The organism is Acinetobacter sp. OYA S30, assembly GCF_033599315.1.
Taxonomy (GTDB): domain Bacteria; phylum Pseudomonadota; class Gammaproteobacteria; order Pseudomonadales; family Moraxellaceae; genus Acinetobacter; species Acinetobacter baumannii.
Genome location: NZ_JAWVAV010000012.1, coordinates 1 through 15,365 on the forward strand (window position 1 = coordinate 1; position 15,365 = coordinate 15,365).

The 15,365-nt window shown below is 39.3% G+C and carries 20 protein-coding genes and 1 riboswitch; of the genes, 11 read left to right on the top strand and 9 right to left on the bottom strand.

Features of this window, described 5'->3' with window-relative positions; genetic code table 11:
* Positions 1-35: 35 nt before the first annotated feature.
* From R5R67_RS08080 to panD, 4 genes are all read left to right on the top strand, one after another.
* Positions 36-986, top strand: a complete 951-nt coding sequence (locus R5R67_RS08080) for a ribose-phosphate pyrophosphokinase (protein ID WP_001133287.1) — start codon at positions 36-38, stop codon at positions 984-986.
* Positions 987-1,085: 99 nt separating this feature from the next.
* A complete protein-coding gene (gene rplY, locus R5R67_RS08085; RefSeq protein ID WP_001273421.1) occupies positions 1,086-1,382 on the top strand; it encodes a 50S ribosomal protein L25 in 297 nt (98 codons plus the stop codon).
* 20 nt (positions 1,383-1,402) lie between these two features.
* Complete coding sequence (gene pth, locus R5R67_RS08090; protein WP_000065594.1) at positions 1,403-1,984, top strand: aminoacyl-tRNA hydrolase; 582 nt, start codon at positions 1,403-1,405, stop codon at positions 1,982-1,984.
* A 131-nt stretch (positions 1,985-2,115) separates the two neighbouring features.
* Entirely contained in the window at positions 2,116-2,496 is a 381-nt protein-coding gene (gene panD, locus R5R67_RS08095; RefSeq protein WP_000952664.1) for an aspartate 1-decarboxylase, read from the top strand.
* Positions 2,497-2,551: 55 nt separating this feature from the next.
* On the opposite strand, the gene R5R67_RS08100 is transcribed toward panD, so the two are convergent.
* Positions 2,552-3,112 (bottom strand): GDYXXLXY domain-containing protein, encoded by a 561-nt coding sequence (locus R5R67_RS08100; protein WP_000759828.1) that lies wholly within the window; start codon positions 3,110-3,112, stop codon positions 2,552-2,554.
* Entirely contained in the window at positions 3,112-4,893 is a 1,782-nt protein-coding gene (locus R5R67_RS08105; protein ID WP_002040499.1) for a DUF2157 domain-containing protein, read from the bottom strand. The genes R5R67_RS08100 and R5R67_RS08105 overlap by 1 nt, the downstream gene beginning before the upstream one ends.
* A 176-nt stretch (positions 4,894-5,069) precedes the next feature.
* Positions 5,070-5,220, top strand: a riboswitch (FMN riboswitch).
* A gap of 90 nt (positions 5,221-5,310) precedes the next feature.
* On the opposite strand from R5R67_RS08105, the gene ribB reads away from it, so the two are divergent.
* Positions 5,311-5,970: a 3,4-dihydroxy-2-butanone-4-phosphate synthase gene (gene ribB, locus R5R67_RS08110; RefSeq protein ID WP_000096537.1), complete on the top strand. Its 660-nt coding sequence runs from the start codon at positions 5,311-5,313 to the stop codon at positions 5,968-5,970.
* 65 nt (positions 5,971-6,035) lie between these two features.
* Here the strand turns inward: ribB and R5R67_RS08115 are convergent, their stop codons facing one another.
* Positions 6,036-6,710 (bottom strand): HAD-IA family hydrolase, encoded by a 675-nt coding sequence (locus R5R67_RS08115; RefSeq protein ID WP_318754803.1) that lies wholly within the window; start codon positions 6,708-6,710, stop codon positions 6,036-6,038.
* A 97-nt stretch (positions 6,711-6,807) separates the two neighbouring features.
* On the opposite strand from R5R67_RS08115, the gene R5R67_RS08120 reads away from it, so the two are divergent.
* Complete coding sequence (locus R5R67_RS08120) at positions 6,808-7,575, top strand: hydroxymethylpyrimidine/phosphomethylpyrimidine kinase (RefSeq protein ID WP_001247945.1); 768 nt, start codon at positions 6,808-6,810, stop codon at positions 7,573-7,575.
* 46 nt (positions 7,576-7,621) lie between these two features.
* Here R5R67_RS08120 and lysM read toward each other — a convergent pair whose 3' ends face one another.
* The 6 genes from lysM to R5R67_RS08150 all read right to left on the bottom strand — a co-directional run bounded on the left by lysM (position 7,622) and on the right by R5R67_RS08150 (position 11,297).
* Entirely contained in the window at positions 7,622-8,095 is a 474-nt protein-coding gene (gene lysM, locus R5R67_RS08125; RefSeq protein ID WP_000522216.1) for a peptidoglycan-binding protein LysM, read from the bottom strand.
* A gap of 190 nt (positions 8,096-8,285) precedes the next feature.
* Entirely contained in the window at positions 8,286-8,522 is a 237-nt protein-coding gene (acpP, locus tag R5R67_RS08130) for an acyl carrier protein (RefSeq protein WP_001279871.1), read from the bottom strand.
* Positions 8,523-8,606: 84 nt separating this feature from the next.
* Complete coding sequence (gene fabG / locus R5R67_RS08135) at positions 8,607-9,341, bottom strand: 3-oxoacyl-ACP reductase FabG (protein ID WP_000191300.1); 735 nt, start codon at positions 9,339-9,341, stop codon at positions 8,607-8,609.
* Complete coding sequence (gene fabD, locus R5R67_RS08140) at positions 9,338-10,324, bottom strand: ACP S-malonyltransferase (protein WP_001274818.1); 987 nt, start codon at positions 10,322-10,324, stop codon at positions 9,338-9,340. The genes fabG and fabD overlap by 4 nt, the downstream gene beginning before the upstream one ends.
* Before the next feature lie 152 nt (positions 10,325-10,476).
* A complete protein-coding gene (gene rpmF / locus R5R67_RS08145) occupies positions 10,477-10,662 on the bottom strand; it encodes a 50S ribosomal protein L32 (RefSeq protein WP_000290730.1) in 186 nt (61 codons plus the stop codon).
* 74 nt (positions 10,663-10,736) lie between these two features.
* The gene (locus R5R67_RS08150) at positions 10,737-11,297 is read right to left on the bottom strand and encodes a YceD family protein (protein WP_001275712.1); all 561 of its coding nucleotides are present in this window, start codon (positions 11,295-11,297) and stop codon (positions 10,737-10,739) included.
* A 96-nt stretch (positions 11,298-11,393) separates the two neighbouring features.
* On the opposite strand from R5R67_RS08150, the gene R5R67_RS08155 reads away from it, so the two are divergent.
* The 5 genes from R5R67_RS08155 to rluB all read left to right on the top strand — a co-directional run bounded on the left by R5R67_RS08155 (position 11,394) and on the right by rluB (position 15,341).
* Positions 11,394-12,056, top strand: coding sequence for an elongation factor P hydroxylase (locus tag R5R67_RS08155; RefSeq protein ID WP_000550439.1), 663 nt, complete (start codon positions 11,394-11,396; stop codon positions 12,054-12,056).
* Positions 12,057-12,145: 89 nt separating this feature from the next.
* On the top strand, positions 12,146-12,763 hold the full coding sequence (locus tag R5R67_RS08160; RefSeq protein WP_000902826.1) for an L-threonylcarbamoyladenylate synthase: 618 nt from the start codon (positions 12,146-12,148) through the stop codon (positions 12,761-12,763).
* A gap of 228 nt (positions 12,764-12,991) precedes the next feature.
* On the top strand, positions 12,992-13,783 hold the full coding sequence (locus tag R5R67_RS08165) for a segregation and condensation protein A (protein ID WP_002040502.1): 792 nt from the start codon (positions 12,992-12,994) through the stop codon (positions 13,781-13,783).
* Positions 13,780-14,376: an SMC-Scp complex subunit ScpB gene (scpB, locus tag R5R67_RS08170; protein ID WP_000093856.1), complete on the top strand. Its 597-nt coding sequence runs from the start codon at positions 13,780-13,782 to the stop codon at positions 14,374-14,376. Before R5R67_RS08165 ends, scpB begins: the two co-directional genes overlap by 4 nt.
* A gap of 41 nt (positions 14,377-14,417) precedes the next feature.
* The gene (gene rluB, locus R5R67_RS08175; protein WP_001291249.1) at positions 14,418-15,341 is read left to right on the top strand and encodes a 23S rRNA pseudouridine(2605) synthase RluB; all 924 of its coding nucleotides are present in this window, start codon (positions 14,418-14,420) and stop codon (positions 15,339-15,341) included.
* The last annotated feature ends 24 nt before the right edge of the window (positions 15,342-15,365 follow it).

Consider the following 15,365-nt stretch of genomic DNA (forward strand, 5'->3'; position numbering starts at 1 on the left):
CTACTTCATTACATACCAACCGCCAAGGGTGCTTCATGCCCAATCTTGTCGTTTTTAGTGGAAATGCTCATCCACAGTTCGCTCAAAAAGTCGTAAGTCACTTACATATCCCTCTAGGTGCTGCATCAGTCGGTCAGTTCTCTGATGGTGAAATTTCAGTAGAAATTACTGAAAATGTTCGTGGTAAAGACGTATTTATCGTTCAACCTACTTGTGCTCCAACCAATGACAACCTTATGGAAATCTTGGTTATGGCAGATGCTTTGCGTCGTGCAAGTGCTGGTCGTATTACTGCTGTTATCCCTTATTTTGGTTATGCTCGCCAAGACCGTCGTCCACGTTCTGCACGTGTGCCGATCACAGCGAAAGTTGTTGCAGACATGCTTACCACTGTTGGTATTGACCGTGTCGTAATGATTGACTTACATGCTGACCAAATCCAGGGCTTCTTCGATATTCCAGTCGACAACATCTACGGTACTCCTGCTTTGCTTGCTGACTTACGTCAGCAACAACATGACAACCTTATGGTGGTTTCTCCTGACGTTGGCGGTGTTGTACGTGCTCGTGCCGTTGCTAAACAGATGGGTGATATCGATTTAGCAATCATCGACAAACGTCGTCAAAAAGCCAATGAGTCGCAAGTTATGCACTTGATTGGTGACGTAAAAGATCGTGATTGCGTTATCGTAGACGACATGGTTGATACAGCTGGTACATTGTGTAAAGCAGCTGACGCGCTTAAACAATTCGGTGCACGTCGTGTTGTTGCTTACGCAACTCACCCTGTACTTTCAGGTAAAGCAATTGAGAACTTACGTAACTCTGTTATTGATGAGTTAGTTGTAACTGACACAATTCCTCTTTCTGAAGAAGCATTAAACTTAGGTAAAATTCGCCAAGTTTCTGTTGCTAGCATGGTTGCTGAAACGATTCGTCGTATTAATAACGAAGAGTCTATCAGCGCGATGTTCGATAGTTTATAATATTGCAGCTTTTTTCTTAACCCTAGCTTTGGCTGGGGTTTTCTATCACTAAACTGGTCGCAAGTTTAGTTTATTTAATCTTTAATGAGGATTTATCTCATGGCAAACTTCGTATTAAACGCTCAAGCGCGTGCTGAAGACAAACAAGGGAAAGGTGCGAGCCGCCGCCTTCGTCGCGAATCTTTAGTTCCAGCTATCATCTACGGTGGTAACGCTGAGCCTGTAGCAGTTACTTTAGAACTTCGTGAGCTTGTAAAAGCTTTAGAAAGCAATGCTTTCTTTGAAGAAGTTGTTGAAATCAAAGTAGGTGACAAAGTTGAAAACGTTAAAATCCAAGCGTTACAACGTCACCCAGCTAAAAACACTCCTATGCACGCTGACTTCAAACGCGCATAAGTGTTTAAAGGCGTAGATTAGTGTCAAATATTTCGCTAATTGTTGGTTTGGGCAATCCTGGTTCAGAATATGCCCAAACCCGCCATAATGCAGGTTTCTGGTTCGTCGAACAACTTGCAGATAAATATGGCATTACATTAAAAAATGATCCAAAATTTCACGGAATCAGTGGTCGTGGTAATATAGAAGGGCACGATGTTCGCTTACTTCTACCTATGACTTATATGAATCGTTCCGGACAAAGTGTTGTTCCTTTCTCAAAGTTCTATCAAATTGCTCCTGAAGCAATTCTGATTGCTCATGATGAACTTGATATGAACCCTGGTGTAATTCGCCTCAAAACAGGCGGTGGACACGGCGGTCATAACGGTTTACGTGATATTGTCCCGCATATTGGCCCAAATTTTCATCGTTTACGTATTGGTATTGGACATCCTGGCTCAAAAGAAAGAGTTTCTGGACATGTGCTCGGGAAAGCACCAAGTAGTGAACAAAGCCTGATGGATGGAGCAATTGATCATGCTCTCTCTAAAGTAAAGTTACTTGTTCAAGGGCAAGTACCACAGGCCATGAATCAAATTAATGCGTATAAACCAGCTTAAATTGTTGAACAATCAAGCTTGCTATCTTGCTTTTTTAGGAGCAAAATGCGCATCAGCCACCTAGCCGGCGGCAAAGGCGAAAGATTTCACCATAAGATCTTCATCTTAGATCTACTCAGGAGACGCTAGCCATGCTATCTCGTTTATTAAAATGCAAAATTCACCGTGCAGTTGTAACCCATGCTGAACTTCACTATGAAGGTTCTTGTGCAATTGATGGCGTATTGATGGACTTAGCTGGTATTCGTGAATACGAAGAAATCCACGTTTGGAACGTAACTAATGGCAAGCGCTTCACAACTTACGCAATTCGTGGTGAAGATAACTCTGGCATTATTTCAGTAAATGGCGGCGCTGCTCACCAAGCAGATGTGGGCGATTTAGTTATTATTGCTACTTTTGGTGATTTCACAGAAGCTGAAGCAAATGCCCATAAACCACGCTTGGTATATGCAAACCCAGATAACACAGTCAATCACACAGCGAACTGTATTCCGGTGCAAGTTGCCTAATTAAAGATTTAAAAATAATAAAAAGCCCGTAAATACGGGCTTTTTTTATAAGACTTTATAAACTTCTGGCAGTTCCCTTCCACCAGCTCTGTTGCTGCTTACAATTTAGAGGCTGTAGCTCTTCTCCACGTAAATCAAATAAAATCGCCTCTCCTTTTGCATTTACCTTAAATTCAGCATATTTCGCTTTCTCATAGCAATGAGCTAAGCCTTCGGCAAATAAGAAACTTCGAGAAGCTGGGTACAAAGATTGATAGTGATTATCCGGATTTTTTAAAATTAAATTCTGCTCATTAGATAAAGAGTTAGGGTCTAAAATAGTACGGATCACTCGATTTCGTGAATCTAAAATAACTTTTGCTGGAACAGAAGCATGATTAAAAATCACCTGATCTAAAGCTTCACTTTCACTTCCTGTCAGAGCTTTGAGAGATTGTAAATTTAATTCATAAGCCAGCGCCATGTAGTCCCCTTGTAAAATAGAACGGGGATCAACTGGTTTCAGCTTAATAAAAATACTTTTACTTTGATGCAATTGCCATTCATTTTTCATGACTAAACCTGCAAAAAATAATACAGAGACTACTGCAAGCATAAGAGAGAAATACTTTTTCATTACTTTCCCCCCTCAACACAATTAATTTTAGCTTCTTTCATAAGTAGCCCATATAGAGCCAGCAATATAATGCCTGACACTAAGATTGAGGCACTTTTAGCTAAAAAACTTAATTGTAAACTGTAATAAAGTTGCCAAAGCACAAAGGCAAATACTATGAGCGTAACACCGTAAACAATGCGATCTTTATTTTTTAAAGCCCATGTCAAAATAATAAATAAAATGAATACTTCAAAATAGCCGAGTGCAATAAGTAATATGCCAAAAACTAAAAAGGCAAAAAAAGTTATACCGTGAAGTTGCTGATAGAGATAGAAAAAACTAAAGCATAATAACCATACGCACGGCAATGCATAAAGGAACCATAGTGACTGATCAGCCGAATCAACAAGTGCTAATCCTATAAAGGTATCAAAGAATGAACTCACCAAAATTACAACGAGCGTACATAAAAAGATACTTCGCTTATACGATACGACCGCTTTACTTCCTATCAGTAGTACCGAGCTAAAAATCAAATAGTTAAGTAAGACTAAATTTAAATAAGTCTGAGTAGAGTTTAAGGACCATAATGAATGATCCATTTGTAGTAGATAGATTACTGCTATACCATAAGTTGCAAGCATTTGAATTAAAATAAAGAACCAGTGAGGCTTAAGAAAATAACTAATACATAAAATAAAGATCTGGGCAATCAATACCCATAAAATTTGATCTGTTTCAGAACCAAGATGAAATAAAAAAGCAGTCTGTCCACTCACAAATAAACAATATGCAAACTGCCGGATGAAATAGCTTTGCGATTTTGTTAGTAAAGTTATAGCTACAGCAACAAAGATGATTCCAATAATTAAGGAAATAGTCTCCCAAAACACCAAAGTAAATGCTGCAAGCGCTAGACCAGCAAGCCAAGCACCAATTGCCAAAGGAATGATATAAAAACGGCTTTGACGGAAAATCTTGATTAAGAAATAACTAATGAGTGCAAACCAAGTAAAAATAATCCCCGCGATCAATAAAAAGATGAACTCATTAGAATCTTTAAATAGTTGATTAATACCATCCACAAGCCATATGGTAGCCGTCACACCAAGAACAGCAGCCATTAAACTGGCACACAACTGATCATCTTTATTAAAAAAATAATAAAAAGCGATGATTCCTAGAAAAAAAGCCGAGATCAGATAAGGTAAATTTTCACTTGATAGGAATTGAATCATTCCTGTTATTGAAATAACAGCAAACCAAGCAATAAAAATAAAACGTAAAGCCGTATATTTCTTTTGACAGATCCAAAACTGCACAAGACTGAATAGATTTAGAGCAAAAAGATAAAGATAGGGAAACTTTTCTGCCCAGAAAGTCTGTTTAAAAAATAAAAATAGGGTGAGTTGGCTTGTAATACAAATTAAAGCAAAGATTCCAATATTTGGTCGATATAGCCACGGCAATAAAAGCAAAGTCCAAATCAAGAAAAGTAAATAACTGTCTGCACCAGTTTGATAAACTTGCCCAATTACAGCCAAACTCAAACCGACCATTAAGCCGCAGATGCCATGTAAAGTTTGCCTTACTCCCTCACTTAAAGTCTTTTTGATACTCACCCAAGCTGTCATAAGTAATATAACAGGTGGAATAATGAGTTGAATGCTATCTGGAAGCATCAACCAATTAGCAGCAATTAAGTACAGAATACTGAGCGCCATAAATACATAACTGAAAATATGGAGATGCTGAATAAATAAAGTATTCCTAAAAGGATAATAATCTCTTATCTGCATGAAACACCTGTTTTATTTATAATTTTCTAGAAAAAACATAACATTCACTTTTAAGCTCAACAAGTAAGCTCTTGTTAAAAAGCCTATTTCAATTTATGAAAATACTTATTCATAAAGAGACTTAGCATTCTACAAAAGCATCTAGCCAATTTTGCCAAGCGCGCTATAATAAAACCCATCGCTTCAGGGCGGGGTGTAATTCCCCACCGGTGGTAAAGTTAATTTTTATTGTTAAATTAACAAGCCCACGAGCTTAAATTATGTAATTTGAGCAGATTTGGTGAAACTCCAAAGCCGACGGTATAGTCCGGATGAAAGAAGACGACGAACTGGAATAAATCCATTTTATTTCAGTGCCAGCCTGTTTTTGCATCAGTCCTGAAATGTTCAACCGTATTCTTACGAGAGCGTTTCATTATGTCTAGTTTAATTCAACCAGAACTTTTTTTCTCAGCCCTCTCTCCTGCTGAGCAACGCATTCAACAAGCATTAGAAGATATCCGTCAAGGCAAACCTGTCTTGGTGATGGATGACTTCGATCGTGAAAATGAAGCAGATTTAATTGTTGCAGCGGAAACCCTAACTGTTGAGACCATGGCACGTATGATTCGTGATGGCTCAGGTATTGTATGTTTATGCCTTACTGAAGAGTTAGCTGATCATCTTGAACTTCCACCAATGGTTTCTCAAAACTCAAGTCAGTTTCATACTGCATTTACAGTGACTATTGAAGCTGCTCAAGGCGTTACCACTGGTGTTTCTGCTAAAGACCGTGTAACCACAATTAAAACTGCTATTAAAGATGGTGCTGTTGCAAGTGATCTTAACCGTCCAGGCCATGTTTTCCCATTACGCGCACGTAATGGTGGCGTGCTTACCCGTCGAGGTCATACGGAGGGGACTATTGATCTAGCAAGATTAGCTGGTTTAAAACCTGCTGGAGTGTTATGCGAATTAACCAATCCGGATGGGACAATGGCATCAGGAATTCAAGTTTTAGCATATGCTCAAACTCATCATTTAACCGTGATTACAATTGAAGAGCTTGTACAATATCGTCAACAACACGGTATTTAAAAATAAATAAAAAGGTTTGACTTGTTCACTTGCAGGTCAAACCTCTAAATTATAATTCTTGAAATTTAAGAAACTTTCTTTTGTGCGGCCTGTTCTTCAACATAATCTAAAAGTTCAGAAAATTTTGTAATCTTTGCTTTAGGTTGTGCTTGAGTAAGTTCTTCTGGTGTCCCATAACCATAAGTCACAGCTACCGCTTCAATACCATTATGACGGGCGCCTAAAACATCATATTGACGATCACCCACCATCAAGCATTCTTCTGGGTTTAATTGCTCACGTTCAAGAATATAATGGATAAGCTCAGCTTTATTGGTCCGCTCACCCGTTAATTCACTACCGTAAATTTGTACAAAATATTGGCTTAATTCAAAATGATCTAAAATTCGTTTTGCATAAATCGTTGGTTTAGCAGTAGCAACGAGCAAACGATACCCTTCTGCTTTTAAGGCCTTAAGTGTTTCCGCAACAGATGGATATACTTCATTTTCAAATAAACCAATCACCGAGAAACGCTCACGGTAAGCAAGTAAAGCTTGCTCAGCTAGTGCATCATCTTGAGTAGCTAATAATTTTGCTAATGACGCTTTTAAAGGTGGGCCAATCGTCCAATCAATATTTAAATCGGCAGCTAATGGATAACCTAACTTATCCATTGCATAACGAATTGATGTATGGATACCAACTTTAGGGTCTGTTAAGGTTCCATCTAAATCAATCAAAATATGTTTTATAGCCATTCAATCACTAACCCAGTAAAGTATTTAATTCAATTGGTCGAGAGTTTAATTAAACTCTCTTATACTAACGTAAATTTAAATTGAAAAGGAAATAACCGTGCGTCCAACCGTACTTTGTTTCTCGGGTTTAGACCCTTCAGGTGGTGCAGGTTTACAAGCCGATATTGAAGCGATTGGACAAAGTGGTGCACATGCAGCAATTGCATGTACAGCCCTCACCATTCAGAATTCTCAACAAGTATTTGGCTTTGAAGCAACCTCAAAAGAACTATTATTAGCCCAAGCAAATGCTGTTGTAGGCGATTTACCCATTAAATGTGTTAAGTCTGGCATGCTAGGCACTACTGATAATATTGCGGCTCTAGCCGAATTTTTACGTGCTCATCCTGACTATCAATATGTACTTGATCCTGTTTTAGTTGCAAACAGTGGCGGTTCGTTAGGAGACCAAGCAACTTTAGTTAAAGCATTTGTGGAGCTTATTCCTCTAGCGACACTCATTACTCCAAATACAGTTGAATTGCGCGCTTTAACAGGCGTTACCGATTTAGATCAAGCAACCCAAAATTTATTTGAAATGGGTGCCAAGGCCGTATTGGTGAAAGGTGGACACGAAGATACACCTAACTTTATTAAAAATAGTTTATATATTGATGGCGAGCTTGCAGCAAGTAGTACATGTCCGCGCCTTGAAGGTGAATATCATGGCTCAGGTTGTTCATTAGCGAGTTTTATTGCAGGTCGTTTAGCTCTAGGTGACTCTTTAAAAATTGCAGTTCAACATGCAGAAACATGGTTATTTGGTGTGTTAAAAAATGCTGAAACACCTGTACCCAATGGACAAAAGATTCCAAAACGGTTTTAACCAATAAATAAAAAAGGCGCTTAAAGCGCCTTTTTTTATATTCCTATTACTGAGGAATACGTAAAACTTGTCCTGGAAAAATCTCATCTGGATCTTTCAGCATTGGTTTATTCGCTTCAAAGATTTTTTGATATTGATTGGCATCACCATAAAACTCTTTGGCAATTTTTGAAAGATTATCGCCAGATTTCACTGTATAAAATTTGCTTTCTGGCTCAGGAGTTGCAACAGTCATCTGGTCATCTACTTGTGCCACATGATCCACATTGCCCACAATAAGAATGATTTTTTCTTTATCTGCTTGGCTTTGGACTTGCCCTTTAATAATAGCAGTGTCAGTTGAGCCATTATATGTTACAGATAAGCCTTCCACCCCAAGGCCTAAGCTTTTAATCAATCCCAATAATTTATTCGCAATTTCTTGTGCAGAAGGTTCTGCTGGTGTTGCTGGAGCTGCTTGTGGTTCTGCTGGTGCGGTATTTTTCTTACCAATACCTTTTACAAAATCAAAAAGACCCATTATTTAGTCCTCATATTATTGTTTATAGTAAAGTCATTAAACTGACCCTTATTGTTATACTTGAAAAAAGAGATGCCTCTGCTATCAATTGAGGTTGATCTTGTAAAAATATGTATCTCTATCAATTATCTGACTCGTATAAAAAAAGCCACCTTACGGTGGCCTTTTTTTTTAATCAGCAATATGCGAATTAACCAAGTTTTTTAGTTACATAGTCAATTGCAGATTGAACTGTAGTGATTTCGTTTGAATCTTCATCAGGGATAGTGATGTCGAAGTCATTTTCGAAAGACATAACAAGTTCAACTAAATCTAAAGAGTCAGCACCCAAGTCATCCATGAAAGATGCTTCGTTTTTAATCTCTTCAGCTTTAAGACCAAGTTGTTCTGCAACCGCTTGTTTAACGCGTTGTTCGATATCGCTCACAGGAATTCTCCTCATTGCTTGTGGCGTTTGATTTGCCACTAGTTTAATTGAATATAAAAATTTTTAAAAGTTTATACATCGGCGTTAGGCCATGTATAAACCACCATTTACATGTAATACCGTACCGGTAATGTAACCTGCTTTATCACTTGCAAGGAAACTCACCGCATTTGCGATATCTTGTGGCTCGCCTAAGCGATTTAAAGCCACTTGATCACTCATTTTTTTGCGAATGTCTTCACTAAGTGCATCTGTCATTTCTGTTGCAATAAAACCTGGTGCCACACTGTTTACAGTGATTTGGCGGCTACCCATCTCTTTTGCAAGACTACGGCTAAATGCTTCAATACCTGCTTTAGCAGCAGAATAGTTCGCTTGGCCTGGGTTTGCAAAGTGAGCTACAACAGAACTGATATTAATAATGCGACCAAAACGTGCTTTCGTCATACCCTTAAGCACACGTTTAGATAAACGATAAACGGCTTTAAGGTGGATATTGAGGATGTCATCCCAATCATCTTCCGACATACGAAGCAACAAATTGTCTTTCGTAATACCTGCATTGTTAACGAGAACAAGTACAGGACCATAGTTCTGTTCAATATGAGACACGACTGCTTCAATCTCATCGAGATTACGCACATCGAGAGCCAAACCTGCACCTTGTTCACCAAAGCTATCAGTTAGCTTTTGTGCACCAGATTCAGAAGTCGCAGTACCTACGACAAAATAACCGTCTTGAATAAGTTGCTGGGCAATTGCAGCGCCAATGCCCCGACTCGCGCCCGTTACTAATGCAACTTTGCGTTCTTGTGTCATGCAATTTTTCCTTCTGCCACTAAAACAGCATTTAGGGCATCTTCCATTTTGCTCTTACTATCAATAGAAAAAGCTTTTTCAATATTTGGTAAACGCTTTGCGAGATTACTCAATACTGTACCTGGGCCACACTCAACAATGTACTGAATACCTTGGTCTTGTAGAGACTGCATGGTACGTGTCCATTGTACAGACTGGTACAATTGTGCTGTTAAAGCCTGACGTAATTGAGCAACATCGGTAGCAATTCCCGCGTTGACATTTTGTATTACAGGAATGGTAGGTAGCTCAATGGCAGTTTGTTCCAAAGCTTCTGCAAATTTTTCTGCTGCCGGCTTCATCAATGAACAATGTGATGGAACAGAAACCGGTAAAGCAATTGCTTTAGCAGATTGTTCTTTTGCCAATGCCATAACTTGCTGTACAGATGCGGTACTACCAGCAATCACAACTTGACCTTGTGAATTATAGTTTGCTGCTTCAACTGAACCTTGGCCTGATGCAGACACGCTCTGGCACAATTCAACTACTTTATCATCAGCTAAACCAAGAATAGCAGCCATAGCGCCTTCCCCTTGAGGAACAGCATTTTGCATGAGTTTTCCACGCAAATTAACTAACTTAACTGCATCCGCCAAACTCATTGAACCTGCTGCAACTAAAGCGCTGTATTCACCTAAAGAGTGACCTGCAAGGTATTTAGGGGCTAAACCACCTAAATCTAACCATAAACGCCATAAAGCAATACTGGCAGTTAATAATACAGGCTGGGTATTTTCTGTTTGGTCTAAACCTTCACCACTTTGTGCAATGTGCCAAAGATCAAATCCTAGCGCGTCTGAAGCTTCGGCAAAAGTTTGCCCAACTCCACTAAACTGTTCTGCGAGTTCAGCGAGCATACCAACTTTTTGTGAACCTTGACCTGGAAACACAAATGCAGTTTTTGTGGCTAAAGCTACTTGTTCAAGACGTTTAGCAGACATAAGAAATCCTTTTTGGGTTTTCACTCATTTCTCTGGAGCGGAAATTTAACATTTAATTTGTATATTTATAATTGCGAAAAACAACAAAAAAAGGGAGCTTTCGCTCCCATTTTTTCTATACTTAAGCATCACGCTTAATGCATATCATGCAATTATTCAGCATCAGCTGCTTTAGCGAATAATTGGCGACCACGGTAGAAACCGTCTTTAGTCACGTGGTGACGACGATGAGTTTCACCAGTTGCTTGGTCTACTGTTAATGCATTCTCGGTTAAAGCGTCATGTGAACGGCGCATGTCACGGCGAGAGCGACTTTTACGGTTTTGCTGAACGGCCATGATGGCTCCTTACAAAGATCGAAAAAATGGATCAGAACAAATTCAGTTGTCTTATCCCATAATCATAACACAAATTATGAGTTAAGTTTACCCTTCAAACCTGCCAAAACATCAAACGGATTATCCCGTTTCTCTTCGACAACGTTCTGAATGGTAGGTTGATGTTTATGTTCACAAGCATCATGCTTGGGAGATAAAGGCATCAACAATAACAGTTCATCTTCTAGTAATGCGAGTAAGTTGATCGAGGCAGGTGTATCAAAATCACCTTTTGTCGAAGACTCACTTTCACCTAAAACGATGAAATCAGCATCCTCATCCAAGCGCTCTATCAGTGACTCATCATCTACAAGTGCAATATGAAAGTCAGAAACAATTGGCATTTCAACAGGTTCCAAACAACGTTGGCACTCCATTGGAACTTTTGTTTCCATGTGACCATCTAACCACACAATGCGATGATAGGCATCCATTGATAGCTTACAGTCTATGTTGATCAATTGGTTATCAATTGACCCAACAGCTTCACGAGCAATACGAGCAAAGCGAGACAATGGCAGTTGACCTGACCATGTAAAGCCTTGTTCAGCCCATTTAAACGGCTCAATCTGTGCCGGAAAGGTATTTGCTGACATAATTAAGGCGGCAATTCTACAAATTCATCGGTACTCTGTCAAAGATTAAGATACAATTTTGTACTTCTTTAGACAGAACTCGGGGTAAATTAAGCAATGCACCTGTTGCAGCCGCAACCTGAAGTTAACACTTCATTACTCGTTTGCACCCATTCAACCCACCAGAACCCTCTTTTACCTGACGTGGTGCAACTCTCACCATGGCCAAGCTCAAAATTAGAGTCTGAGCAAGTTGATTGGCTTATTTTACACTTTAATCACTGGTTTTCCCACCATAATGTGACATTAGTTCGTGGAGAATTTGAACCAGAATATTTCCCAGCGAACGATCATGAGCCAGCGAAAATTCAATTTGCTCATGGTTTTTTCAATAGTGCTCTTCACGAAATTAGCCATTGGACGATTGCAGGTGCAAAACGTCGCCTATTACCCGATTTAGGTTATTGGTATGCGCCAGATGGCAGAACTAAAGAACAGCAAGATTTATTTGAACAAGTAGAAATCAAACCTCAAGCCATTGAATGGTTATTTGCACAGTCTTTTGGCAGAAAATTCAGAGTCTCGCTAGATAACCTTACGGGCGATGGTGGAGATGGCAGAAAGTTTAAAGATAATGTTTATGCCCAAGTTCAACGTTACTTTTCTGGTGAAGCAAAGCTGCCTACCGATGCAGCAAGATTCATTGAATGTATTTGCCAATGTACGCGAGCAGGTGCAGCATTAAAATTAAATGAATTTAAACGTGAACTCCTTGATTAAATGACAAAAAAACTACGTAAGTTACTTGCTTCACAAGTTTGAAAGGTCTAATACTATTTTTAATAATGGCGTGATGGAGTCTCTAAAATATGCTGCATTTACATGTACATCCTGAAAATCCACAGCAACGCCTCATTGAGCAAGTGGTTGAGCGTATTCGTGCCGGAGACGTTGTGGTCTACCCTACTGATGCTGCCTATGCAATCGGATGCCAGATTGGTAATAAAAATGCGATGGAACGGATTGCCCAGATTCGTGGTTTAGGTCCTAAGCATCAATATGCAATTATGTGTTGCGATTTATCAGATATCGCGACTTATGCCAAAGTTGATAATGCGACGTACCGTTTATTAAAGGCAAATACACCAGCCATCACTACTTTTATTTTACCGGCAACCAGCGAAGTTCCACGCAGGTTAATGCACCCTAAAAAGAAAACTATTGGTCTACGTATTCCAAGCAATCCAATTTGTCAGGCTTTATTAAAAGAGCTCGGTGAACCTTTACTCACCAGCACATTAATTTTACCGGGGCAAGAAGATCCACTAGATGATCCTTACGATATTGAAAATCAATTAGCTAAGCGTATTGATGTCTTTATTGATGGCGGTTTTGGTACTTTAACAACTACGAGTATTGTTGATTTATCAGGTGAGCATCCTGAAATTATTCGTCGTGGTGTCGGTGATGTAAGTGCTTTTGAATAAGCACTTACTTTTCATTTTTTACCAATAGTTTAAAAAAAAGCATTATCAAGAAAAAAAATACTCTTTATTTAGTTTGGATTTTTTTTACACTTTAGTCGTTAAGCAATTTATTAAAAGTCACAATTCCTTTAGAATGCTTCTCACTATCTGCTGTTCTTCTGCTACAGCTATTATTGACTTGAAAAACAAGTCTCATGCTTTTGAAAATTCGCGTGGCTTATAATCGTAATGAACCAATCACTTCATCAATCCATGGAAGACGTTCCACACATCCGTGTTTTAGATGAGTGGCACGACACGATTCCTGAAGATCTTTATATTCCTCCGGCTGCCTTTGAGATTTTACTCGAACAGTTTGAAGGACCACTCGACTTTTTAATTTATCTGATTCAGAAAAACGGTTTTGATTTAGTTCAGCTCGATATCGCCCCTATTGCCACTCAATATTTAGCTTATATGGATAGCATGAAATCCTTAAATATTGAGCTGACTGCCGACTATATGGTCATGGCTGCTTTATTGGCTGATTTGAAATCTCGCTTACTTTTACCTAAGCCTACTGTAGTAAGCATCGAAAAAGATCCTAAACAAGATCTTATCGATCGACTTGAAACTTATTTACGCATTAAACAAGCCGCTGAACGTTTAGGCCAAATGCCAGTTCTTGACCGTGATACATTCAGTGCCAATGTAAGCTTAGGTCATATTGCACCTGTTTATGAAGGATATGATGTTTCAGCATTACACGATGCTTTGTTCTGTGTATTTAACCGTCCGGAACCTGTAACACACACAATTGCGCAAGAGCCTGTACTGTTAGAAGAACGTATTGCTTATATTGAAGAGAAATTAGAGTCAGGCGACGTGTTAAGTTTTAAAGAATTACTTAATCCCCAACAAGGCCGTATGGGAATGGTTGTAACTTTTATGGCTGTTTTAGAATTGACCCGACAACAAAAGATTAAGATTATTGCTACAGGAGTTGAAGCTCCACTAGCTATTCAAGGGTCTTCAATATGAGCAGTTTTGAACAAAATAATAATGATTTGTCATTAGCCGATATTCATCATGAAGTTTTATTACAGCTTGAAGCCATTATTTTTGCTAGTGAAGCGCCTGTCTCAATTGCCCGTTTAAAAGAAGCATTTAATAATCAATATAACAAACAACAGCTTCGTCAGCTTTTACAACAGCTTGCCCTTTTACAACATGGCCGTTCCATTGAGTTGATTGAAACTGCGCAGGGCTTTCGTTTTCAGGTAAGATCCAAATATCGCAATATCATTGCGCAGATTTGGCCAGAGCGACCAACAAAACTGTCACCATCATTACTAGAAACGTTGGCTGTCATTGCGTATCATCAACCGGTCACACGTGCTGATATTGAACAAATTCGTGGTGTATCTAATAATAGTCAGATTCTCAGAACGCTATTTGACTGGAACTGGATTAAAGAAGCCGGTTTTAGAGATTTACCCGGAAGACCTGCGTTGCTAATTACAACGCCTCAATTTCTGAATGCTTTTGGTCTAGCCTCTCTAGGCCAATTGCCTCCCCTGCAGAACGCCAAGGAAGCATTTATGGCTCTCGATGCAAATGCACCGAAGTCATAAAGAGGTGGACTGTTGATCATTATGTCTAAGGTTGTGCTGTCATGAGTGAAAAATTGCAAAAAGTATTAGCGCGAATCGGATTAGGTTCTCGCCGATATATGGAAGAGGTTATTGCCGCAGGACGCGTGAGTGTGAACGGCCGCGTTGCCCAAGTTGGCGAGCGCATTGAACCAGGCGATGAATTACGCATTGATGGCCGTAAAGTTCAGTTCCAGATCGAAGATGAAATTCGTCGTCGTGTACTGATTTATTATAAACCAGAAGGTGAAATCTGTTCACGTAATGACCCTGAAAAGCGTCCAACCGTATTTGATCATTTACCACAAATTGCAAATGACCGTTGGGTAATGGTAGGCCGTCTAGATATTAACAGTACAGGTTTATTACTTTTTACAAACGATGGCGAGCTTGCTAACCGCTTAATGCATCCATCTAATGAAATTGAACGTGAATACGCTGTACGTGTAATGGGTGAAGTAACACCACAATTACGTCAAAACATGGTCAATGGTGTAGAGCTTGAAGATGGCCCTGCCAAATTCGAATCTTTCTCTGAAATTGGTGGTGAAGGTATTAACCGCTGGTATCAAGTTGTAGTGAAAGAAGGCCGTAACCGTGAAGTACGCCGTATTTTTGAATCACAAGGCCTTAAAGTAAGCCGCTTATTGCGTACTCGCTACGGTACAGTCATTTTACCACGCGAATTACGTACTGGTCGCTGGATGGAACTCGACAAAACTGACATCGATAACTTGGCAAAATCTGTTGAGTTAAAACCACGTCAAGGTACAGGCTTATTTGGTATGGCAAAACGTCGCACCGAACGTATGACAGAAAAGCCAATGGCAGCACGCCGTGGTGGTTACTTACGTCAGCAACGTCGTGATGATGAAAAAGAAGCACCAGCTAACACAGGTAATCAGCGCAAATCGACTGGTTTTAACCGTGGATTTAAAAAGTTCTAAGTAAAGCTTTTAAATCAAAAAAAC